Origin of the sequence: Auritidibacter sp. NML120636 (assembly GCF_003185945.1) — a bacterium.
In the GTDB taxonomy this organism is placed as follows: domain Bacteria; phylum Actinomycetota; class Actinomycetes; order Actinomycetales; family Micrococcaceae; genus Auritidibacter; species Auritidibacter ignavus.
Map to the genome: position 1 here is coordinate 223,527 of NZ_QHLO01000003.1, position 22,761 is coordinate 246,287.

General features: G+C 60.3%; 18 protein-coding genes and 1 tRNA gene. 7 read left to right on the top strand and 12 right to left on the bottom strand.

Annotation, left to right across the window (positions count from 1 at the left end; translation table 11 throughout):
• Positions 1-69: 69 nt before the first annotated feature.
• Positions 70-1,422, bottom strand: coding sequence for an MFS transporter (locus DCC25_RS04335; RefSeq protein WP_110100722.1), 1,353 nt, complete (start codon positions 1,420-1,422; stop codon positions 70-72).
• Between the two features lie 14 nt (positions 1,423-1,436).
• Positions 1,437-2,018, bottom strand: a complete 582-nt coding sequence (gene dcd, locus DCC25_RS04340; RefSeq protein WP_110100723.1) for a dCTP deaminase — start codon at positions 2,016-2,018, stop codon at positions 1,437-1,439.
• Positions 2,019-2,149: 131 nt separating this feature from the next.
• On the opposite strand from dcd, the gene DCC25_RS04345 reads away from it, so the two are divergent.
• Both DCC25_RS04345 and DCC25_RS04350 read left to right on the top strand, forming a co-directional pair.
• Positions 2,150-2,220, top strand: a tRNA-Gly gene (locus DCC25_RS04345).
• Between the two features lie 679 nt (positions 2,221-2,899).
• Positions 2,900-5,215 (top strand): LamG-like jellyroll fold domain-containing protein, encoded by a 2,316-nt coding sequence (locus DCC25_RS04350; RefSeq protein ID WP_158524719.1) that lies wholly within the window; start codon positions 2,900-2,902, stop codon positions 5,213-5,215.
• 107 nt (positions 5,216-5,322) lie between these two features.
• On the opposite strand, the gene DCC25_RS04355 is transcribed toward DCC25_RS04350, so the two are convergent.
• The gene (locus DCC25_RS04355) at positions 5,323-6,714 is read right to left on the bottom strand and encodes a PLP-dependent aminotransferase family protein (RefSeq protein WP_110100725.1); all 1,392 of its coding nucleotides are present in this window, start codon (positions 6,712-6,714) and stop codon (positions 5,323-5,325) included.
• Positions 6,715-6,812: 98 nt separating this feature from the next.
• Between DCC25_RS04355 and pdxS the strand changes: the two genes are divergently transcribed.
• The 4 genes from pdxS to DCC25_RS04375 all read left to right on the top strand — a co-directional run bounded on the left by pdxS (position 6,813) and on the right by DCC25_RS04375 (position 11,604).
• A complete protein-coding gene (gene pdxS, locus DCC25_RS04360) occupies positions 6,813-7,727 on the top strand; it encodes a pyridoxal 5'-phosphate synthase lyase subunit PdxS (protein ID WP_110100726.1) in 915 nt (304 codons plus the stop codon).
• A gap of 210 nt (positions 7,728-7,937) precedes the next feature.
• Positions 7,938-9,245: an FAD-binding oxidoreductase gene (locus DCC25_RS04365; RefSeq protein WP_110100727.1), complete on the top strand. Its 1,308-nt coding sequence runs from the start codon at positions 7,938-7,940 to the stop codon at positions 9,243-9,245.
• A gap of 135 nt (positions 9,246-9,380) precedes the next feature.
• A complete protein-coding gene (locus DCC25_RS04370) occupies positions 9,381-10,364 on the top strand; it encodes an AEC family transporter (RefSeq protein WP_110100728.1) in 984 nt (327 codons plus the stop codon).
• An 85-nt stretch (positions 10,365-10,449) separates the two neighbouring features.
• Entirely contained in the window at positions 10,450-11,604 is a 1,155-nt protein-coding gene (locus DCC25_RS04375) for a hypothetical protein (RefSeq protein ID WP_146206409.1), read from the top strand.
• 26 nt (positions 11,605-11,630) lie between these two features.
• Here DCC25_RS04375 and DCC25_RS04380 read toward each other — a convergent pair whose 3' ends face one another.
• Complete coding sequence (locus DCC25_RS04380) at positions 11,631-12,101, bottom strand: flavodoxin domain-containing protein (protein WP_110098063.1); 471 nt, start codon at positions 12,099-12,101, stop codon at positions 11,631-11,633.
• A gap of 94 nt (positions 12,102-12,195) precedes the next feature.
• Positions 12,196-14,292 (bottom strand): NHL domain-containing thioredoxin family protein, encoded by a 2,097-nt coding sequence (locus DCC25_RS04385; RefSeq protein WP_110100730.1) that lies wholly within the window; start codon positions 14,290-14,292, stop codon positions 12,196-12,198.
• 163 nt (positions 14,293-14,455) lie between these two features.
• On the opposite strand from DCC25_RS04385, the gene DCC25_RS04390 reads away from it, so the two are divergent.
• A complete protein-coding gene (locus DCC25_RS04390; RefSeq protein WP_110098065.1) occupies positions 14,456-15,238 on the top strand; it encodes an L-threonylcarbamoyladenylate synthase in 783 nt (260 codons plus the stop codon).
• A gap of 154 nt (positions 15,239-15,392) precedes the next feature.
• On the opposite strand, the gene DCC25_RS04395 is transcribed toward DCC25_RS04390, so the two are convergent.
• The 7 genes from DCC25_RS04395 to rpsN all read right to left on the bottom strand — a co-directional run bounded on the left by DCC25_RS04395 (position 15,393) and on the right by rpsN (position 22,760).
• Positions 15,393-16,232, bottom strand: coding sequence for a hypothetical protein (locus DCC25_RS04395; protein WP_110100731.1), 840 nt, complete (start codon positions 16,230-16,232; stop codon positions 15,393-15,395).
• Between the two features lie 53 nt (positions 16,233-16,285).
• Positions 16,286-18,448 carry a cytochrome c oxidase assembly protein gene (locus DCC25_RS04400; RefSeq protein WP_233487904.1) on the bottom strand — a complete coding sequence of 721 codons (2,163 nt, stop codon included), beginning with the start codon at positions 18,446-18,448 and terminating at the stop codon, positions 16,286-16,288.
• Positions 18,449-18,494: 46 nt separating this feature from the next.
• Positions 18,495-19,193 carry a copper resistance CopC family protein gene (locus DCC25_RS04405; protein ID WP_110098067.1) on the bottom strand — a complete coding sequence of 233 codons (699 nt, stop codon included), beginning with the start codon at positions 19,191-19,193 and terminating at the stop codon, positions 18,495-18,497.
• Positions 19,194-19,284: 91 nt separating this feature from the next.
• Positions 19,285-20,013 (bottom strand): hypothetical protein, encoded by a 729-nt coding sequence (locus DCC25_RS04410; RefSeq protein WP_110100732.1) that lies wholly within the window; start codon positions 20,011-20,013, stop codon positions 19,285-19,287.
• Between the two features lie 189 nt (positions 20,014-20,202).
• A complete protein-coding gene (locus DCC25_RS04415; RefSeq protein ID WP_110098069.1) occupies positions 20,203-20,487 on the bottom strand; it encodes an HU family DNA-binding protein in 285 nt (94 codons plus the stop codon).
• A gap of 205 nt (positions 20,488-20,692) precedes the next feature.
• A complete protein-coding gene (nhaC, locus tag DCC25_RS04420) occupies positions 20,693-22,180 on the bottom strand; it encodes a Na+/H+ antiporter NhaC (protein ID WP_110098070.1) in 1,488 nt (495 codons plus the stop codon).
• Between the two features lie 274 nt (positions 22,181-22,454).
• Positions 22,455-22,760, bottom strand: coding sequence for a 30S ribosomal protein S14 (gene rpsN, locus DCC25_RS04425; protein WP_110098071.1), 306 nt, complete (start codon positions 22,758-22,760; stop codon positions 22,455-22,457).
• Position 22,761: the final 1 nt, after the last annotated feature.

A 22,761-nucleotide genomic window follows, 5' to 3' on the forward strand; every position in this document is an offset into this window, starting at 1 on the left:
GCCTTGAAAAATACATCTTTCATTCAGGTTCCAGTACCGCTGGTTGCCAATTCACGGTTATGAAAAATTTCACAGGGTCCGTGAAGTCACCTTCGGATCCCGGACCGGAATCAGCAACACGGCTCCGGCTAGCAGAACCAGCATGATGGCAGGAATCATGGCGCGGGAGTCTCCCACGATCCCGACGAACAAAGCGATGAGTGCGGGTGAGAGGAAGGAAACCGAACGCCCGGTGGTGGCGTATAACCCGTAGATTTCACCGGCCGTGTCAGGAGTCACCAGTCTTCCCAGAAAACCGCGGGATGCCGACTGCACCGGGCCCACGAAGAAACACAGCAATAGTCCACCGACCCAGAACGCTCCCGCACCGTCGAGGAAGAAAATCGTTCCGGCCAAGACCAAGATATCGGCCAGTGAGATCCAGATGACCCACTTAGGCCCGAGCTTGTCATCCAGGAACCCTCCGGAAAAAGCGCCGATGGCTGCGACAACATTGGCGCCAATACCGAACAGCAACACGTCGCTGGCGCTGATGCCATAGACCGTGGTGCCCAAGACTGCGCCGTAGGCGAAGATTGCACCGGTGCCGTCGCGAAAGACCGCCGAGGAGATCAGGAAAGCTAAGGTGTTGCGGTCTTCACGCCACATACGCACCAGAGTGCCCCAGAGTTGGCGGTAGGATTCCACCACGCTAGGAGAGGGTTCGTGTGCGTTCTTCTGAGCCGACTCAGCCGAGTTGGTGAGGTCAGCCCCGACGCCACGCCGTTGAGCGAAGAGCACAGGCAAGGAAAACAGGAGAAACCACCCGGCCGCGATGACTGCCACGATACGAATGTTGAGCATCTGCTCATCAGGGACCCCGAACCAGTGTGGCCCCTCGGAAATGAAGCCCAGGTAGAGCAGACCCAAAAGCACTATTCCACCGAGGTATCCGCAAGCCCAGCCAATACCCGAGATGCGTCCGATCGTGGACGGCGTGGAAATATCGACCAGCATCGCGTTGTAGTGGACTTCGGCGTATTCGAAGAACACGTTGCCGGCTGAGAGCAGAATGACTCCCAGCACCAGGTAGGTTTCCTGCGGTTGGACGAAGAAACAGCTCGCCATACACGCCACCACGAGCGCTGTGTTCATGCCTAACCAGAGCGTTCGTTTCCCGCCGCGGTCGCCCCGCTGGCCAATCACCGGTGCGGTCACCGCAATTAGTGCGCCGGCGACCGCGTTGCCGGCTGCCAACCACGAGGTGCCTCTGCCATCGGGACCGAAAACCTCAGAGCTCAGATACGTGCCGAAGACGAAGGTCACCATCACGGCATTGAAGGCCGCCGACCCCCAATCCCACAGCGACCACGCCACCACACGCAGACGCCGCGACGTTTGGCGGGACCCGTCAGGAACGTGTTGGAGGCTGGCGGAGCTCATGGTCTGGAATCCTGTCAGCGTTCGATCGTGGTGCGGTAGAAATTCAGATGGCTCCGCGACGCGGTCGGCCCACGCTGACCTTGGTAACGGTTGAGATTTCCGCCGGAACCGTAGGGCTCCTCGGCCGGCGAGGAGAGGTTGAAGAAGCACAATTGGCCAATCTTTGACCCCGGCCAAAGCTTAATCGGAAGGGTGGCCATATTGGACAGTTCCAAGGTGATATGACCGGAAAAGCCCGGGTCGATAAATCCGGCGGTGGAATGCGTGAGCAGCCCGAGCCGTCCCAGCGACGACTTCCCTTCGAGTCGCGCTGCCACGTCGTGGGCGATCGTGACTTGCTCGTAGGTCGCACCCAGCACAAACTCCCCCGGGTGCAAAATGAACGGCTCATCCGGGTCTACGCTGACCAAACGGGTCAGATCTGGTTGCTCTACCGAGGGATCGATGTGCACATTGCGGTGATTATCAAAGAGACGAAAGAACCGGTCCAAGCGCACATCAATACTGGCCGGCTGGACCATGTCACGGTCCAGCGGATCGAGTTGAATGTGGCCAGAATCCAAGGAGGCCTTAATATCGCGATCAGAGAGAAGCACGAATCTAACCTATCTCAGTTAGCAACTTCAGACTTAATGGCACGTGCCAATGTCAGGTTTTGCCACACCGGGGTGATGGCACATCGAAAGTCAACATCTGGTACCCTCTATATGTCTCTGATGTGAGATCTGCGGGCGTAGCTCAATGGTAGAGCGCTTGCTTCCCAAGCAAGATACGCGGGTTCGATTCCCGTCGCCCGCTCGTTCAACGTTCCCGTCGCCACCGGGCGCGCAGAAAAAATGCGGTAGATCTGCTCGGACGCGATAGGTACCCACAGCGATTGATGGCCCGGAGAGCCCTGCGCCCTTCACAATAAGGTTATGCCGACCATGTTGTCCCTGCCGGTGGCGAGGTGGCCGGGACTTTTGTTCCGGAACTTTTCCGGGGCAGTTAGAAATGACAACCAATCCCCCGGGTCGCTCGATACACCCGAACCCCGATAAATGCGGGGTGTCGCTGATCAGTTCTTCGCGATGCTACGCGATGTTTGACGAGCAAATCACGAACTGATCGAGGCACCGACGCATCCTGGCCCGGGGCTTTTGCTCGCCAGTGGACTACCGGAATTTCGGGATGTACAAACACTCATCACGTCCAGACCGATCCTCGTGGCGCATACCATCCGTGAACTCGACACTGGGATGAAGAGTCGCTGACGGTGTTGCGTTCAACCAATGACCGGGCTTGGAGCACCGCTGTTCGCACCTCGTGCTAACGGCCGCACCGCACAATGCAAGGTCCACAATGACCAAAACCACATCGGCCTGACAAGGAGTTTTATCAGAGTTCCGGTGTTCGGGAGGCCGGCGTTACCTCGTATTTACGTACCCGGACCACAGTGCACACGTACCCAAAAAATTACTCACACCTAAGGAGTACTGTGCCGTTGAATCACGCGTTGCCTCGCTGGCTGACAGTAGCCGGCGCAAGCATCAGCATTGTCGCTGCGTCCCTGATCACCATTCCACACGCCACCGCCAGCACTGCCGAGCAACCAGCGTCCGAAGACCTGGCTTCCCGCTTTAGTCTCGGGATCCTTCCCGACACCCAGTTTTACTCACGCTACGCCACTGAGGAAACGGGAGACCTATTCAACGCCCGTTTTGGGTCCGAACCCTACGATGTCCAGACCGCATGGTTGGCCGAGCACGCCAATGAACTCAACATGCCACTGGTCACCCATTTGGGCGACGTGGTAGACCAGGCCCATGTTCCTGCAGAATGGGACGTCGCAAACGCGGCGATGAAAAACCTGGAAGATGCCAACGTTCCATATTCTGTTCTTCCGGGCAACCATGATCTGACTTCTGACGGGTCAACCCCCTATCTCGATCATTTCCCCACCTCTCGCGCAGCTGAACAGGAAACTTTTGCCGGACGTTCCCCGGACGAACACAGCGAATACCACATTTTCGAAGCTGAAGGCCAAAAGTTTTTGGTCCTCGCCCTGATGTATCACGCTGATGATGCCACGTTGGAGTGGGCATCTGAAGTCCTCGACCAACACCCAGATTTGCCAACAATCCTGACCACCCACGAGTACTTGGGACTCGACGAAGAACGCACCCAGGTCACCGATACGGAGTACGGTCAGCACCTCTGGAACACTCTCATTGCTGACCACGATCAGATCTTTATGACCCTCTCCGGTCATAATCACGGTGCCGGTTACCGGGTTCAGCAGAACAATGCCGGCCACGATGTCGTCGACATCCTGATGGACTACCAGATGGCCTACCAGGGTGGCAACGGTTTGATGGGCGTGCTGGAATTCGACCTGACCAATAACCGTCTCCAGCTGGAGGCGTTTTCGCCCTGGGTCAGTGTGAAGCCGTACGAGACGCTGACATCGTTCGACGACCTCTTGCTTCCTGATGAACCGGATAGCTGGACCCTCGACTTCGATTTTTCAGAGAGGTTCGCAGATTTCAATCCTGATTTCACCGCTGGCACCCCCGACGAGCAACCTCTGGCTGACCGCGCGGTGTCGTTGGTTTCTCAAGGCTACGTCCCCTATGAGCCGGAAGAAGCAGATCTGCCAGACAACCGGAACGACTATCCCGAGGTTGACGGCACGGTGGCGCACTGGCGACCCGGTGACATCGATCAGGAAGATGGCAGCGTCATTGGTATTGGGGGCGTTATTCCCGATATCACCGCTGACCAGCACTTCACCCGCCAAGAAGGCATCAACGGCGCAACAGAATCCGATGTGACCCTTAGCAAAAGCACGCACCCGCTGTCCTCTGACGGTGCCGCGGTCTGTTTTGCTAACGCCGATAAGCACTTTGGTGGACGTGACGTCTCACGACTGAATTACTTCACCACCGACAATGACGCTACGATCAACAGCGAAACCTTCGACAACGGTTATACCGCCGAAACCTTCATTCGCGTCGACGAAACCTGGTCTGCCAACCGAAACCCTTCCATGACGGCGTTCGGCCGCATGGGCGAGCGTAACAACATCACCCAAGGCGGTGGCATGGACATGCCCGTCAACCTGGCATTCTCCGATCTGCAGGAGTTGCAGTGGTCTTCCATGTCCAACCAGCTCGACAGCTCATCGAACTGGTCCCACGAAGTACCCAAAGCTGAGTGGGTCCACGTGGCTGTGGTCAATGACCCGGTTGAGCAAACCGTGACGATGTATGTCGATGGTGCACCGATTCTGCGTAACGTCATCAACGCTACTGGCATGCAACACGATGACGGCAAACCCTGGATTCTGGGAGCTGGCCTATGGGGCGAGGAGCTGACCGACGGATGGAACGGTTGCGTTGGCGAAACCCGTCTGGTCACCAAACCCCTTGAAGAGCGCCAGTGGTTGACGGCACGCGCCGCAACCTCGGCGCCTCCTCCGAGCGAGCAGCCCTCGGAGGAGCCATCTGAAGGCACCAAGAAACCCGCTGAAGAACCCACCAACAGTACTGAACAACCAACCCAAGAGCCCACTAACAGTGACACTCCCTCCGAACAACCCACCGACAGCACCACTGAGCCGACCGCTGAACCAACCAGCGCCGAGTCCTTAGCGACGGAATCACCTGAGTCCGACGCAACTGAAGAGGTAGCAACTAGCGACAATCTAGCCCGAACCGGTGCCAACGTGTTCTGGCTCATTGGAGCAGGTGTTGTTGCGATTGCTCTGGGAATCATTTTGACGGTGGTATTGCGTCGTCGTAACGTCTCCTAAAAGCCACCCCCGTGTGAGGTCACCGCGGTGATCTCATCAGCGTCAGGCTACGGAGCCCTTGCTCCGTAGCCTGACGCCTTCTCTGTGATTAGAGCGTCATGTCGCCCTCACCCCCGCAGGATCTGCCCGAAGGCGTGGCAGGCTTGGTGAAAGTTCTCGTCACGACCTCCCCCGAGACCGACCAGCACCATATTGGAGGACACATCGGCGTGTAAGGGCATGCCTCTGTGGTCGGAAATGCTCCAGTACTCTGGGTCCACCACCGCCCCTAGGTGCGCGCGACGGAATTGTTCGGTCAGCTCCAGAGAAGTAAGGGGCAGACCATCGTCCAGGTAAACCATGGCGTTACTGCCACCATGTCGCTCGTCCATGGTGGCGGTAACAGGTAGTTCTGCCCCGAGGATCTCACGGCGTCTCATGGCTCGGTTTCGCTGGTGCGCCAGATCGCGAGAGTACTCTCCGCTATCGAGCAAAATCCGCCAGACGGTTTGAATACCGGACCCTAGAGCAGGACCAATATCTTGGCGGGCATGCCGAAGTTCTTCGGCCAGCCCACTTCCAGCCACCACGAAGCCTCCACCTAGCGCTTGTGGAGCTGTCGAGGAAAACGATCCCAAGGTCACCACCCGTTCAGAGTCCAAGGAACTCAACAGCGGTAGCGGTTCCCCGGTGTAGCGCAACGCAGCGTCGTAGTCGTCCTCGATGACCCAGGACCCGGTGGCACGAGCCCATTCCACCAGTTCGAGACGACGTTGTAGCGGGAGAGATGCCCCGGAGGGATATTGGTGACTTGGCGTGACGATCACCGCGTCGAGGTTGTCGGGCAGCCGGGAGGTGACCAGCCCCTGCTGGTCTACCTCCAGCCCGGTCAGTTCAGCTCCGAAACGCGCCGCCAGGTGGTGTAGGGAGGCATACCCCGGGAATTCCACGCCGAGACGGGGCCGGTCTTCCAGGGCAGCCAAAACCAAAAGGAGACCTTCTCGAGCCCCACCACTGATGAACAAACGGTCAGGATCGACAACGGTGGCTCGAGACAACCGCAGATATTCCGCGAGCGCATGGCGCAATCCCGGATCTCCGTGCACGCCGACCGGTGCAGCGTGCGCTGCTTGTCGCCAGGCTTGTATCCAACTACGCCGGTGCGACAGCTCGCTGAGGGTCACGCCGGGAGTCAGCGGCAAGATGTGATGGTGCGTCGGCTGTGAAGGCTGGGTCCCGGCACCAACCTGCCGGGCCGGCATCGGTGGCAAATCCGGATGCACCACCGTGCCGGCCCCTTGCCTGCTCGCGCAGTAGCCTTCCGCAACGAGTTGTTCATAGGCGCTCACGACGCTTCCACGAGAGATGTTCAGATCCCCAGCCAGCTGTCGGGTCGAGGGCAATTTATCGGAGGCGCGAAGCACCCCGGACAGGATGAGATCACGCAGTTGCCGGGTGAGCTGAACTGGGATGGATTCAGCGGTATCGGACGCGATCTGCAGGCTCGGGAAGGCTGTCATCACCACCCAGTCTAAGCGCCTTCCCGCAAACTGGTCCGAAGAATTGACACAAAACTGGACCTACGATTGGTCCGGTAACGGTCCTACAGTAAGGAATCATGACTGACATTAACACCACACAGCACCATGCTCAGACCTTTTCGTCCGCCACTGTCCGCCGAGGCCTGGCTGACCAGTTCATCGGTGGCGTCATCATGGACGTCGTCACCCCCGAACAGGCCACCATCGCCGCCAACGCAGGAGCCAGCTCCGTCATGGCCTTGGAACGCGTCCCGGCCGATATTCGCGCCGAAGGTGGCGTAGCCCGCATGTCGGATCCCGACTTGATTACCGGCATCATCGAAGCCGTCGGCATCCCAGTGATGGCCAAGGCGCGTATCGGTCACCAGGTTGAGGCTCAGGTTCTGGAGTATTTAGGAATCGACTTCATTGACGAGTCCGAGGTCCTCAGCCCCGCTGACTACTCCCACCACATTGATAAACACCAGTTCAAGACCCCGTTCGTCTGCGGTGCCACCAACCTGGGTGAAGCCCTTCGTCGAATCGCTGAGGGAGCAGCGATGATCCGTTCGAAGGGGGAAGCCGGCACCGGTGATGTTTCCGAAGCCACCAAACACATCCGCAAGATCAGCGGAGAAATTGCCCAGGTGGCCGCCCTGCCTGAGGTAGAACTCTACGCGGCAGCCAAGGACCTGCAGGCTCCGTTGAACCTGGTCCAAGAAGTCGCCGCCACCGGAAAATTGCCGGTTCCGCTGTTGGTCGCCGGCGGGGTCTCCACTCCTGCCGATGCTGCCTTCATGATGCAGCTCGGCGCTGACGGCGTCTTCGTCGGATCCGGGATCTTCAAGTCCGGCAACCCTGAGGCTCGCGCCCAAGCGATCGTCAAGGCCGTTCAGAACTACAACGACCCTTCTGTGATTGCTGAAGTCTCTCGCGGACTGGGTGAAGCCATGGTCGGCATTAACGTCGCCGACCTGCCGGCTCCGCACCGTTTAGCCGAACGTGGCTGGTAAAACCCCCCACCACCATTGCACCCTGGCACTGCTCGCATCGGACCGGAGTCGCTAACGGCTCTCCGGTCCGATGTGGCGTGTCAGGTCATCTCACCCGGATCATCCCTGGTGGTGGTGTGGGTGTTCTATGGTGGAAGAACTGGTACCTGGTCAGAGTGAAACAACAACGAGGTGGTTTCACTCACTGAGCACGAGAGGTTGAAGTCTTTCATGGCTGAATCAGCTACATCAACAGCCCGTTCCATGGATGTCGCCGTTTTTGGGGCCGGTCTTATTGGCCTGTGCACCGCCTTTGAGCTCACCCGCGCGGGACATAAGGTCACACTTTTTGATCACGAGACGTTGGGCTCCGGCGCAGCCCGCGGTAACGCCGGTGAAGTCACGCCCCTGCAGGTGTTGCCCATGCCCGAGCCGAAGCAGTTAAAGGAGATCTTCCGGGGCGTGGCATCCAATAGGCACTATTTGTCGATTGACCCCACCGCTCTGCCGTGGTTGTCTGCTTTCGGTCTGGGCTTCATGTCCAACTGCACTCCGGCAGCAGTCCGACGGAACACCCGGGACTTGGACCAGCTGGTCAACGGCATGATCGCCGCGTTCGATTCTATGGCCACAGACGGTATCGACTTAGGCGGTGGTGGCACCGGCTTCCTCAACACCCACAACTCCGTCGACGCACTGCGTGATGCCCGGGATGCCCAGGCGGCACGGGCCCGCCATTTGGGCACGCCCGAGCCAGGCCCGATCATGCTCGATGACGAACTTCACGACTACGAGCCCTTCCTGAAAACCTCGGTGCGTGCCGGATTCGTGGCCGAAACAGAACGGTTCTTGGACCCGGATATCTTTGTCGACTCGTTGATCAACTGGTTGCGCAAGTCGTCGGTCACCATCCACGAACACGCCACCTTGACCACTATCTCGGACGGTACTGCCACCGTATCCTTCGGAGGTGATTCGGCAGGGTCTTCGTCTCAGCGGGAAGAAACCGTGGAGTTCGACCGTGCTGTGGTGGCCATCGGCGCCTGGTCTTCGCTCACCGAGATCCCCGGATTGGACGTCATGAAGTCCGCTCATGTGACCTCCGGTGTGGGCTACTCCTTCCGGGTCGACCCCGAGATCCTGCCGAAGAACCTCGTGTCTTCCCTGGACTACAAAACCATCGGTGTTCCCATGTCTGGCCACCTGCGCGTGGTGGGCTTGATGGATTTCTCCCGCAACACCGTTGAGCTCAAGAACTCGCGGATGAAGCACCTGCACCGAGAGGCCGCCGCCTTCATGCAAGGGGTGGGCAACCTGCCCCGCACCGAAGAGTGGTCCGGGCCTCGTCCGATGACACCGACCGGTCTGCCAATCATCTCAGCTCTGCCGGATGCCCCGCGCGTCATTGTGGCTACCGGCCACAATATGCACGGGTTGTCCCTCGGCCCGGTGACCGGTGAGGTCGTGTCTCAGATCATTGCCGGCCAAGCCCCTGAGGTCGCCGGCAAGACCCTGAATATGCGCCCCTTCGCGCTCTAAACACCTCCCTCGGCCCAGGCCGAACGCCCTCCCGCTCCGTAGATGTAGCAAACGCTGGTCTAAACTAAGGTCAGCGCACCACGCGCTGGAACAGTTGACAACGACACGATACACGAGCGGGAGGGCGATTTTTTCGTGGCCGAGGTGATCTCTGGGTTCACCGTCATTTGGGTGATTATCCTCGTCGGCTACCTGGTAGGGAAAACCAGGGTGCTCGGCCCCCAAGCCCAGCAGGTGCTGTCTCGCACCGCTTTCTTCGTCGCCAACCCCGCGTTGCTATTCAAAACCCTGTCGGAATCCGATATCTCGGTGATTCTCGGCCCCCAACTGTGGGTCGCCGCCATCTCGGCATTCACCATCCTGGTGATCTACCTGGTGATCTCCCGCTTCGTGATTCCCGCCGGCACCTGGTCAGAACGATTCATGGGGGGCATGTCATCCTCCATGGTCAATTCCGCCAACCTCGGCATCCCGATCTCGGCCTACGTGCTGGGCAACCCCGCCTGGTCTGCTCCGGTGATCCTGTTCCAGCTCGCCATCTACACCCCCATCTACGTGCTGGTACTGGACACACTCACTGACCGCGAACAGCGTACCGATCGGTCCTCCACAGCCCCACGCAAGGTACGCCCCACCGGATTTCTCACCGTCATGGCACGGATGCTCGTCAGCATCGTGAAAAACCCGATGATTATTGGTTCGGGCCTGGGTATCATCTCCGCTCTCACTGACATCCACTTCCCCGGCCCGATCGATGAATCCATCACGCTAATCGCCGGGGCCTCCATCCCAGCCATGCTGCTCGCCTTTGGCCTGTCCTTGGTGGGTTCCAAACCCCTCGAGAAAGATAGCCGTCGTCGCAGTGCCGTGTTGATCGGCTCTGCGCTGAAACTGGTGCTCCACCCGGCTTTGGCCTGGGTACTGGCCCAATTTGTCTTTGGCATGGATCCCGTCCACGTCTTCACCGCCGTGGTCCTAGCCTCCTTACCGACCGCCCAGAATGTTTTTGTCGCCGCCAGCCGGTACAACACCGGTATCGTGGTCTCCAGAGACACCGTTTTCATCACCACCATCGCAGCCATCCCGGCCACGATCCTGATTGCGGTGCTACTGGCCTAGTCCTGAACGAGCTTCCGGCCATTACAGCCAGAGACCACAACACCGGCACCTCTACACCTGTCACTTCCTGGAAAGACCATCACTCGTGAGCTCGCACTCCACCGCACCCACACCGTCTAGCCCTCACGCAGGCTACCGTCCTCATTCGAAGCCCTCCCGAGCCGGATGGTGGTGGTTAGCGGCTGCCGGAGCAGTGCTGGTCGCCGGGGCGGTAGCCGTTGTGGCGCTCAACGCCACCGTGTTCTCGGCAGCCCAACCCGTCAAGCAGTACCTGAAGGCGCTCGCCAATGGGGACGGGGCCACGGCAATGGAACTCTCACAGGCGTATCTCACCGATGAAGACGGGGAACCTGTTGATTCCGGAGATAATCCACGAGGTGTTTCCACCGCCCTGTTAGACGGCCAGCCCCTCATCGATACCCAAGCCGGTTTGGGTGAGCCCACCATCGAGGTGGATTCCGACGCCGAGATACCAGCCGAGTTTCGACGCGATGACCTCCACCAAACCGTGGTGCGGCTCAGCTACGACCAGCAACAGGACCCGACTCTTTTCGTCGTGGACCGCCACGGTCGTGACTGGCTGGTTTTTGACCGCTGGCAGATGCACCCGTTGCCCTTGCACGAGGTGCACGTGGCCAGTGACGGGTTCCCCGCTGGTTCCCGGATCGACCACCCCACCGGAACCATCAACTCCGCGGAGGTTCCGCTACTCGGTGAGGCCAGCGAACAGCACCTCTCCACCCCGGTCGCCACCTTCGTTCCGGCTCAGCTGACCGTGGACTATCACGGTACCTATGTGGCCGCTGACCAATCGGTCACCCACACTCTCACCGACAATACCCCGCCGTCTGCCGATCAGACTCAGACACTGGAACTAGATCTGGAACTCACCGAACAGGTCACCGAGAAAGTTCAAGAAGAAGTCTCTCAGGAACTTACCCACTGCACCGACCAACAGGTGCTCCAACCGAGCGGGTGCCCGTTCGGTTACAGCACGGTCAACCGGGTGGATCCGGACAGCATCGAGTGGTCTCTGCTGGAGAGCCCGGAGGTGATGTACACCGACGAACCGGGCTCACCCGGCATCGAGCGCATTGAAGCCATCGCCCAGCTGGAAGTGGATGAAACCGATGTGGGCACCGGCGAGCAGTCCCGGACCGAGTACCAGCAACCGTTCATGCTCGAGGCTAACCTCCGACTCACCCCCGAGCACATCGAGGTGACCCCGCACTGGCAATAACCTGGCTGACAGGTCAGCCTGTCGGTTTAGTTCGCTCCGCGGTTGCCGATGGTCTGGGCCCAGCGTTTGATGGCATCCCAGTCACGAAAGTCCCCGTATTCGGATTCGTCCACGTGTCGTTTTTCGGCCCCAGACAGCACCGAGGGGTCAATTTTGCCACGGAAGTAGCCGAGTTCGCGGGGCCGGTAGCTGGTGAGCACATCAGAGACGTCCTGGGGCAATTGCTCAGCGATGCCGACCGCGGCCACGAACAGCGACTTACGGGCCAGCTCGGCCTGATTGGCCAGGATCACACGGCTGGCAACCTCGGAGAACTTACCCTGGTAAATCGGGGCCAACACCACCAGCGCGTCGATGTTGTCAATGTTGTTGCCAACCTCGTCCAGCTCTGCGAAGACCGCGGCCGAGCCGTTGGTGGTACGCAACACTTCCACAATGTAGTCCGCTATCTCGCGAGTGGAGTGATGCCTGGAATCGCAGGTGACGATGGTGGCCATAGTGGGATACCTCCGGAGGGGATCAGGACTGTCGCTGACAGTCTAGTGAAATACGGGCAATTCGTGCAGGTTTGGTCAGTGCTGAGCAGGCAGGTCAGTGAATCCCGCGCAGGTCCAAATCCAGGCGACGGTGCACCGGTGTTGCGTCATTCTGCCCGGCTTTCTCAGTGCTCGCGACCTCAACGGGGATTCCCCAGTCCTGCTGGTAGAGATGACAGGCGGCCGCATCGGGGATCGGTTCGCCGGGCTGGCCATCACAGGCCGCAGCTCGGGCGGTAATGTGTAGCACCCCGGAGGTGATGTCCGGGTTGATCTGCACTTGTCGCCGTAGCCCGGTCTGGGAGCCGGCGCCCTCCACGAGCAACTCCTCCGGGGAGGAGGAGATCGTCAGCTGGGTGGGATCCCCCCACCGGTCATCGAGTTTCTGCCCGGCCGGGGCGGTGAAGCCCACGGTCAGCTCCAGCTCGCCGGCGGCAATCCGGGTGGTGGGTCGCTGGGTCGTCATCGCCCCCTCATCGACGCTGAGGTATTGTTCGGGCACGGCGATCCGGACCAGCTGGTGGGCGTTGGTCTCGACCACCACAATCGACACCGCCTGCCCCTGATCGTTATATTCCACGAGCACATCGGAGGGCTCGTGGAGATTGCGAGCCACCGTGGCGACCGTGGCCTCGGCGGTGGTTCCATCCGGGTTGGTGTGCTCCGGGGCGTAACGACGCACCGCGTGGTTGTAGGTATCGGCGATCAACACCGAGCCATCCGGTAGTCCGGCCACACCCAATGGGTGCTGTAGTCGAGCCTGACCAGGCGCACCGTCCCGGTACCCGAAGTCAAACAGGCCAAGACCGATGGGGCTAGACACGCTGATCTGGTCAGGGTCGCTGACGTGGAGTTCACGCAACGCCGAGGACTCTGAGTCGGCCACCCACACGGTGCCGGCTCGGCCGGTAGCCAGCCCGGAGGACTGGGCAAACCAAGCGGTACCGGCCGGACCATCGGTCAGACCCTCCAAACCGGTTCCGGCAAACAACCCCAGCACCGCCGTATCGGGGTCGAAGGAGAAGATCTGGTGGGTTCCCGCCATGGCGATCAGCACGGTGTTGAGCTCGTCCACCCACAGCACATCCCACGGCGAGGACAGTGAGGTCTCCGTAGCGTCGGTACTCAGCGCGCCCAGCTGGACGTGGTCGCTGGGCTGTTTGGCGCGTTCGGAGTCGATCAGACGCTGGATGCCGTTACCGGCCAGAGTGCCGACCTCGCCGGTGGTCAGATTCAGACTCCGCAATCGGTGGTTGACGGTATCAGCGACCACCACGTCATACCCCACCCGGGCGGCAAGTTCTGCTGGCAACAACGTGGTGCCACCGGGTTCACTGAACAGAGCGGTGGCCGCATCACCATCGGCGTCCCCGCGCTGGCCCATCAGGTCTCGGTCAGTGGCGTTCAATGGCAGGGGGTCACCGCTCCCGTTTCCACCGTAGACGGCCAGCACGGTGGTCAAATCCCCGGCGAGTTCGACCAGGCGGTGGTGTCCGGAGTCGGAGACCAGAAAAGAGCCCGGTTGGGACCCACGGGTCCCCAGCGCGGTCGCCTTGCCCGGGAACCGGAGCTGACGTGCGGCGGGGGCTGGTGCAACGAATGGACCGTCACCGCGGTGCAGGGTGCCTTTGGCGTCATGGATATCGACGAGTTCTTCCACCAGTGAAAAGAGTCCGTTCACTTGGCCTTCACCGGATAAGTGGCCGACAATATAGCCTTCGGGATCTACCACCACCAGGGTCGGCCAGGCGCGGGCCGAATAGGCTTGCCAGGTGTGTAGCGCCGGGTCGTTGACCACCGGATGGTTAATCTCGTAGCGCTCAATAGCCGCTGCCACCGCGGAGGTCTCCCCTTCGTAATCGAATTTCGGGGAGTGCACCCCGACGGTGACCAGCACGTCGGAGAATTTCTCTTCCAGGGGTCGGAGCTCGTCTAAGACGTGCAAGCAGTTGATACAACAGAAACTCCAGAAATCCAGCAACACAATCTTGCCACGCAGGCTGGCCACATCCAACGGTTCCCCACCGGTATTGAACCACGTTTCACCCATCAGCTCGGAGGCGCGAATGCGCGGGGCCGGAGCTGGTGTAGAACCTGATGCAGAAGCTGAGGTCTCGGGGTGGTCTGGTGTCTGTGAGAAAGAATCTGCCATAGATCTATTCTCCCTGATGACGGAGACGTTCAGCTCGGAGCATTTCACGCTTCGTTATCTCACATAGTGATCACCGGGTGGCGTGTTACTCAAGGCGGTGGCGGGGCCTGGCTACACTTGGGTCGTGACCCAGATAACCTCCGAGTCGAAGGAGTACCCATCCATGTCCGAGAAAGCACCGATGGTCCATTGGGACGGTGAGCTCAACAGTGAGGGCCTGGCGCTGATGCGGGCCGGCGGGAAGGCCATCGTCTCCCCCACCAAAGTTGGTTATATTGTGATGACCTCGGATCTTGGAGGGCTCGAGCGCAAATTCGACCTCAAACAGCGCAAGCGCAATAAGCCGGCCGTGGTGCTGTGCGGTTCGGTCGACCAGATCACGGAATTGGCCGAGCTCAACGACGAGGTGGAGGCCTTCTACCGCACGCACGAAGAACAAGATGTCCTGATGGGCTGCATTCTGCCCTGGAAGCACGAGGCCAAGCGTTATATTCCCGCCGGTGCTGAAGAGCTGGTCATCGACGGTCGTGGCACCTCGTGTTTTGTGATGGCCTTTGGCAAGCCCGGTGAGCAGATTGCCCGGGCCCGGTGGGAAGAAGACGGCGAGCTAGTCTTCGCGTCCTCGGCGAATCCTTCCGGCCAGGGTAACCGTGGCTTGGTGTCGGGGATCGGCGAACGCATCGAACAGGGTGTGGATCTGATCATTGAGGCCGATGATTACGTGGCCTCCATCCAGCCCGATGCCACCGTGGAGACCCGGTGGGAGCAGGGCGTGATGGTGTCCTTCGTCGATGATCAGGGAACCCTGGTGCCCGAGCAGAAGGGCGAGCGCGATGTCACTCCGGCTCCGATGCTCATTCGCAAAGGTGTCTACCTGGACCAGATTTTGCGTAACCTGTCGGATCATTTCCTGTCTTGGGACTTCCGCCAGGGCCATTACTACTAAAGCCGAGACTGGCATACTGAGTAGAAGCTGAGCTTCACGTCATAATTCGCTCACATTCTGCTCGGTCGCTAAGCTATCGGTGACTCATCATTCACAGCACGACGTTGGGCCGTCCGGATATTCCGGGCGGCCTGATGTATGTCTGGAAGGATTTCTAGGAGTTGACCTCACCGTCGATCCCCGACAGGGTCGCCTCCAGGATCTCATCGGCCATGGTGTGGAACTCCTCGGAGGACACCTCGCTGTCACCGGCGAAAGAGACCATCACCGCGTACCCATCGTGTTCGGTGGTCAGCACCAGGGCAGTGACTGCTTCACCGTGTTGTTGGGTTGCTGATCCCCGGGGAACGCGGGACCACAGCAGCCCGCTGCCCTGGTCTGGCTCCACGGCTTCAGAGCGCATCGTATAGGTCAGGGTGGTCTCCCCGGAGGGGATGTCCAAGTCAACCTCGGAGCAGTCCCCGGTGAGCTCCTCGACGGTGGCCTGGTAGGCGTCCAGTTGCTCCTGGGCCTGCGCGCCACCGCCCCGCTCGGCGTCTAGACCGGCGATTTCGATGGTCCCGGCCCCGTTGAAGGTCTCGGTCCCAAAATCCAGGCGGGTGATCTGTTCGGAGTCCGCCAGCAGTGGCGACCAGTCCATCTTCGCGACGGCTTGTTGACACGAGCTGGGACTGACTTGGGTGGCTTCGGCTTGATCTTGTCTCTCGTTGGCTTCGTCGCGGGCGGTGGAGATTTCGTCGTCGGTGGCCACGATTTGACGGTCGAAGCCGAAGGAGGCCGCACGTTGGGCCCCGGCACCGACCCCGTGCTGATCCGGGCGGGCCTGTGGATCCAGTAGCGCTTCCACACCCCTGTGAGCGTCGGTGGCTACTTCGGTTCCCGACGGGTCGGGGTCAGCTGGTTCTGAAGAGCACCCGGTAACGACCATCAGCCCGGCCAGACTAACACCCAGTAGCGTGGGAGCATTGGCATGAGCAATTGGTGTGGTGGCCATCTGGTGATCCCCTTCTCGTGGTCTGGTGAATGGTTTATCGGGCGTACGTGCCGCTATTGGTATCGTGACGAGCTGTCTGCGTAGTACTCATCCTCGGTCGCCATCTGCGCATACATCCGGTTCCAGGCCTGCAATTCAGCATCGCCGTCTCGGTCGGCACGACGATCCCGGCGGGCAGCCACAGCCAGATCATACCGACGCCACTGGACCACGGTAATAATAGCCATAATCACTGTGGGGAATTCACCGATGCCCCACATGATCGCGCCACCGATCTGTTGGTCTGCGATGGCCGAAGGACCCCAGTCGCGTCCAATCGCAGAAAACCATTCGGCTTCCAGCAAGGATTCCGATCCGGTCATCGCCACCCCGATGAAGGCGTGGAAGACCATGGTGGCCAACAGCAACACCAGTCGTAGCGGGTAGTTGGGGCGGTGTGGCAACGGATCAATCCCGACCATCACCGAGGCAAAAATGAACCCGGTGATCAAGAAGTGGAAGTTCATCAGTTCGTGGCCGATGTGCTGGTCCAACGCGAATCCGAAGAATGGCGTGTAGTAGAAGATCAGGATGGAACCGGCAAAGTTGATAGCAGCAAAGATCGGGTGGGTCACCAGCTTCGCCCACCAGGATTGCAACAGCCACAACATCCATTCTCGGGGCCCGCGGGTGCCATCAGCTCGAGCCGGTAGTGAGCGCATGGCTAGGGTGATGGGCGCACCCAACACCATGAAGAGTGGGGCGATCATGGTCAGGGTCATGTGGGCGACCATGTGGGCGGAGAACAAAATCATCCCGTACACTGCCGGGGCCCCGGAAGTGACCCACATCAGCACCACGAGTCCGGCCATGAAGGACACTAGCCGTAACACCGGCCAGTTATCGCCACGACGACGTAGCCGCAGGAAGGCCCTCAGGTACCACAGGGCCAAGAACACGATGATGGCCACCCACAACCAGTTCAGCCGCCATTCGGTGAACCAGCGGTCAAAGGTCAGCTCGGGCGGAAGCTCATAACCGGTCAGCAACCGCGCCGGGGAAGCTTCTGGGGGTTCTTCTTCGGGCTTGGGAGGCTCGGTCCGGGCCAGGATCACTGCCACGGTGGTTATCACGACCATCAGCACCACTTCGACCCCGATCAGTCGCCACAACAGTCGCTTGGCCCCGGGGCCGGGTTCAGCTGAACCGGTTTTCAACTGCGGAATCACGACCTGACGGTGGGCGAACCCAACCAGGGCGAGAAGCACCGTGATGAGGAACTTGGCCACGATCAGCACCCCGTAGGGTAGTGCCAACTCGTTGATGCTGTTCATCCGAATGTCGGCGTTGATCACCCCGGACAGGGCCACGGTCATGATCGACAGGGCGGCCAGCACGGAGAAGCGGGCCAGCACCACGTAGACCAGGGGCTGGTCGGCGACCCCGGAACCGGCGGTCTCGCGGGCGCGGTCCTGGCCGATCAGAGTGGTGGCGCTCAGACCGAGGACAAGTAGCCCTCCCACCCACAGCAACACGCCAAGCAAGTGTAGTCCGATCGAGTTCACGGCAGCGAAGTGGTCATCTCCGGAGGAAGAGTGCCCGATCAGCGCCATAGGGACGATACCGATCAGGGCCAGCACGGCGGTGAAGGCCATCGAGGTGGCACCTCGAAGTCCAAAAATCAGCGAGGTCACCACCGCTGCGATGAGGGTCATGGCGAACCAGGCCCGGCCCACCGCGATCGAGAGCACGAAGTCCACCAGGCCGATGGAGAACTCTGGTGAGGCGTTGAGCGGCATCCCGGCCATGTCGGAGTAGGTGAATACCAACTGGCTCAGCGCGCTCAAGGTCCAGATCACCGAAGAGATGGAGGCGATGAGCATCACGCGGGTATAGGTCGGATGCTCGTTGAGGTTTACTGTCTCTCCCCGGTGCACGGCCCGGCGGATTTGGTAGCTGGGGCCAGCCCAGCGTGGCAGGATGGCGCAGGCGAACACGAGCGCACCAACGGTGGTTGCCCAGGCCAGCGAGTGTATGACTTTGGTGATCGGCAGCCCCCAGCGGGTTAGGCCACCGGGGTCAGAGAGTTGTTGGACTCCGGTGACCCCAGCGGCGAGACCAGCTACCACCACGGTGAGTCCCCCGAGCACGATCGCAACCGGCCATACCCAAGCGGGCATACCGACGCTCGACTGCCGCACCGGGGCGGTGCTCGGAGTTTTCTCGATGGTCTTCACGGTAACCGGTCACTTTCTGCCCACTGGGGGCTGGATCAGCAAGGTGTTAGCGCTTGGTATCGGCCTCGGGCGAGTTGCCACGGCCGGCACGCATAATCAATGCCACGACAATGACAACCACCAAGACCACAGCCGCAACGATCGCCCAGAACACCCAGGAGGTAAAGATGGAGGCTTCCTCGGTGTTCTCGCCGGTTTGGGTGGCCGTGTTGGCTTCTGCCGTTTGGGTGCCTTCCTCGCTGACTTCGCTGGAGGCTTCCTCGGTGGGTTCCTCAGCCGCCCCATCGCAGTCTTTCGCGGGGTCGCCGGACTCCGGGGCGTTGGGATCAGCATTGGTGAAGCTCATGGTGTCTTCGCCGGTGTGCCCATCGGAGTAGATCACCCGGTAGCTGATCTCGTAGTCGCCGGCAGGTAGCCCGGGGCAGACATCGACGGCGATGTCATAGCCTTCGACCGAGACCTCACCGGTCTGCCATTCCTGACCGTCTGCATCCGAGACGGTGATCAGGTTAGCGAGGTTGGCCCCCTCAGTGGGTTGGCCAGAGAAGGTCAGGCGCACCTCATCGGGGGTGGTGCTGGTTTCTTCACCATCGGCCGGAGTGGTCTCGGTGAGGACGTCGTGGGCTTGGGCAGGCGCCGACAGGCTCAGTGCCATACCGAAGCTGAGAATGACGGCCATGAATAGGCCGGTGATCATGGTGGTCATGCGCACGCTATGGCGTGCAAGGGCAAGTGCGGTGTTCACGATACATCATCCTTGTCTGTACACGTTGTGACAACGTTGAAAATTAGTGATTCTGGCCACGCCAAAGAGCCGGCTCGGCCGGTGAGGTGGTTTAGAGACAAGGTTGAGTCGGTGGTCCGCGAGTGTGCCAGGAGAATAAGGCCTCGCAGGGATGGATCCACCAGCGCGGCGCGCTACGAGGTATCCGGGGCTGTAGCTGTGGCACCACGCCCAGCCCGGTATAGGAGAAGATTCGGCGGGGTACGACGACCACCGTGCGGTCGATCATGATCAGACAGATCCGCTGTCCGTGGACGATGAGCGCGGTGGTGAATAGCGCCGCCATCAGGTGGGCCATCAACATCGCGGAGCCCGCCGACGGCACGGCACCGGTCTCGGCGGAGTTGACGATAATACCGGTGACGTGGTGGTCAGGGTGTCCCGGGGCGACCACGCCAGTCACGGTGGTGCCCGCAGCTGCGGTGATCAGGGTGGAGGCGCCGTGAAAAATGATCTGGCCGAAGGTCAGGATCACCGCGGTCGCCCACCCGGAGATGCGCCGACCGGCCAGCAAGGTCGCAATTGGGGCGCAGAGTACGACGGTCAACAGCCAGACCGGTGAGATCAGCAACTGCATCAGGTCGGCGAGGATCCCGTAGCCGGTGGGCCCGTGCGCCAGTCCGTGCGCCATCACGTGGGCCACGGTGGCCACGCTGGCCGAGCCGGCTGCCACCAGCCAGCCACGTGCCAGGCGTGCCGGGCCGTGGTGTCGGGGTGCAGGCACACCACGAGAGCGGAACGGAGCTTCTCCGGTTCCGATCAGAGTGGTCGTGGCTGACACAGTGGGCCCTTACATGCTCGAAGTGTGGTGCGGTCTCTGCCTATTCTGCCACTCCTTGACCCAGAGGGCTGACATCGTGAACTCTAGGCCACCGCACACGATAATGCCCCCGCAGTCCACCACGGATTTGTGACGGCCTGCGGAGGCACCGCGACAGAGCCAGGCCCTGTCGCAACATGCTGAGGAGGATTACTCTCCGGAAGCAGCAGCCTTCAGCTTGGACCCAGCGGACAGCTTCACACCGTGGCCTGCCGGAATCTCGATGGCTTCGCCGGTGCGGGGGTTGCGTCCGGTGCGAGCAGCGCGGTCGGTGCGCTCAACAGAGAACCAGCCAGGGATGGTGATCTTTTCACCCTTGGAAACCTGCGAGGCGAAAACCTCGAAAACGGCGTCCAACACGCCGTTGACGGCGCTGGCAGAGTTTCCGGAACGCTCTGCAACAGCTGCAACGAGTTCACTACGATTCATAGCCATGTGTCCTCCTGGACGTTTGGTTGTTAGGTAAATCCGCCCAGCACCTGACTGGGCTCCCTGACGTGAAACTACCATCATTTCGGCTCCAACACGCAGTTTTCGTCGCGATTACTCGAGTTTCACGCCGAATTTTGCGCGATCTCTCAGCATGTGGACATTTTCTCCACGTGCGAAGTGTCTGCAACCGGTCTTGTACCTCCTTCGGCTATTTGGCCGGCTTGTGGGAAGCCGAACCCGGGGTGTCAGGGCTGAGATCTTGGTACTGGCTCACATCAATATCGGAGCTAGGGATGACCTCAGTGGGGTTATCGCGCGGGTCGATGCGTTTGATGCTGAATCCGGTGTAGGCATAGATCAAGTTGATCACCGGCACGAGCATCGCAAAGAACACGAAGGGAATGAATTCCAGCGGCGAGAGGCCGAAAACGTCGGCTGCAAAGACCGCGGGAACGGACCAGGGCACGAGGTTGATACCGACCGTTCCAGCAGCCTCGGCCACCCGGGTGAGATTGACCGGGGCCAACCCCATCTTCTGGTATGGGCCCAAGAAGGCGCGTGCGGGTAACAGGACGGAAACGTATTGTTCACCGGAGGAGATCGCCACGGTGAATCCGGCACCCATCGAGGTAGCGACCATGGAACCGGGGCGCTTGACTCGGCGCACCACTGTTCCCACCAGCGATTTGAAGGCTCCGGTTTTTTCCAAGATTCCGCCCAAGGCGGTAGCGACCACGACCAGGGCAATGGTGCTCAGCATCTGGGCGACACCACCCCGAGAGAGCAGAGAATCAATAAATTCCACACCAGTTTCGCTGGCGATACCAGCACTCATCGACTGCATGACCTCGGTCAGGGAGCTACCCTGCACGATTAACGCCGTGGCTGCCCCCAAAAGGGCCACCATCAGCAGGGTCAGGAGCGCCGGAACCCGAATTAGCATCAGCCCAATGGCGATCACGGGCACAATCAACAGCAAGGGGTGAATCACGAACTCGGCGTCTAAAGCCGTGAGAAGTTCTGTCACCTCGCCATCACCCACGCTCCCCTCGGCGCCCATCGGCCAGCCGATGAACGCGTAGATGGCCAGCGCAATCACCAGAGCGGGTATGGTATCCCACAGCATATGGCGGATGTGGTCGAAGAGTTTAACCCCGCCCATCGCGGCCGCCAAGTTAGTGGTGTCAGACAGCGGGGAGAGCTTATCGCCGAAGAAGGCCCCGGAGATCACGGCACCGGCCACCAGGGCTGGGTGAAAGCCCATTCCCTGCCCAATCGCGATAAAGGCGATGCCGACGGTAGCGATGGTGGTCAGGGAAGTCCCCAACACCAACGACACGATGGCCGGTACCAGGCATGCCAGCGGAAGGAAAACCACCGGCCAGATGGCCGTCAGACCGTAATAGATGATGGTCGGGATCAGACCACCCTCGATCCACGTACCGATAATCATACCGATGAGAAACAAGATGAACACGGCCGGCAGTGCTCGACTGACGCCGCGGACCATCGACTGCTCCAGCTCTCGCCAGGTATATCCCAGCGCTTTACCGATCACGACAGTGACGATCACGGCTGACATCAACGGGATCACCATGTCGATATCCCACACAGAAATCGACAGCAGGGCCATCACCACCAAAACCGCGATCGGCAGCAGGGCTACTGGCACCGCAGGAAGCTTATGTTCTGTCATCGGTCTCCTTAGACGGGTGGCCGGGGTGACGGCCAGAAATGTCAGGGCGCCAGTTCCTTGGGTCAGGAAACCCACGCTTTGTGTCTTGGCTCACATTAGCGCAGAGATCTACTCAGCACAATCATCCCCGTTATCGTTCTCTATCGAGATAGACAACTCGACAAAAGACAATGACCCGTATGCCACCCACGGGTGTGCATACGGGTCATCGTGCTGGCTGACTGCGAATGAGCGGAACAGCTCGCACTAGCAACTAGCTGGCATGAACTGATGTTTACCAGGAAGACTTGGTGATACCGGGCAACTCCCCTCGGTGTGCCATGTCCCGAAAACGAACGCGGGAGATACCGAACTTCTGGAGGGTACCGCGGGGACGGCCATCGATGGAGTCGCGGTTGCGAACCCGAACTGGCGAAGCATCACGGGGAAGCTTCTGCAGGCCGACGCGAGCTTCTTCACGAGCCTCATCGGAGGCGTTGGGGTCAACCAGTGTGGCTTTCAGCTGCTTGCGCTTCTCGTCGTAACGGGCGGCAATAACTTTACGCTGCTCGTTCTTGGCGATCTTGGATTTCTTAGCCAAA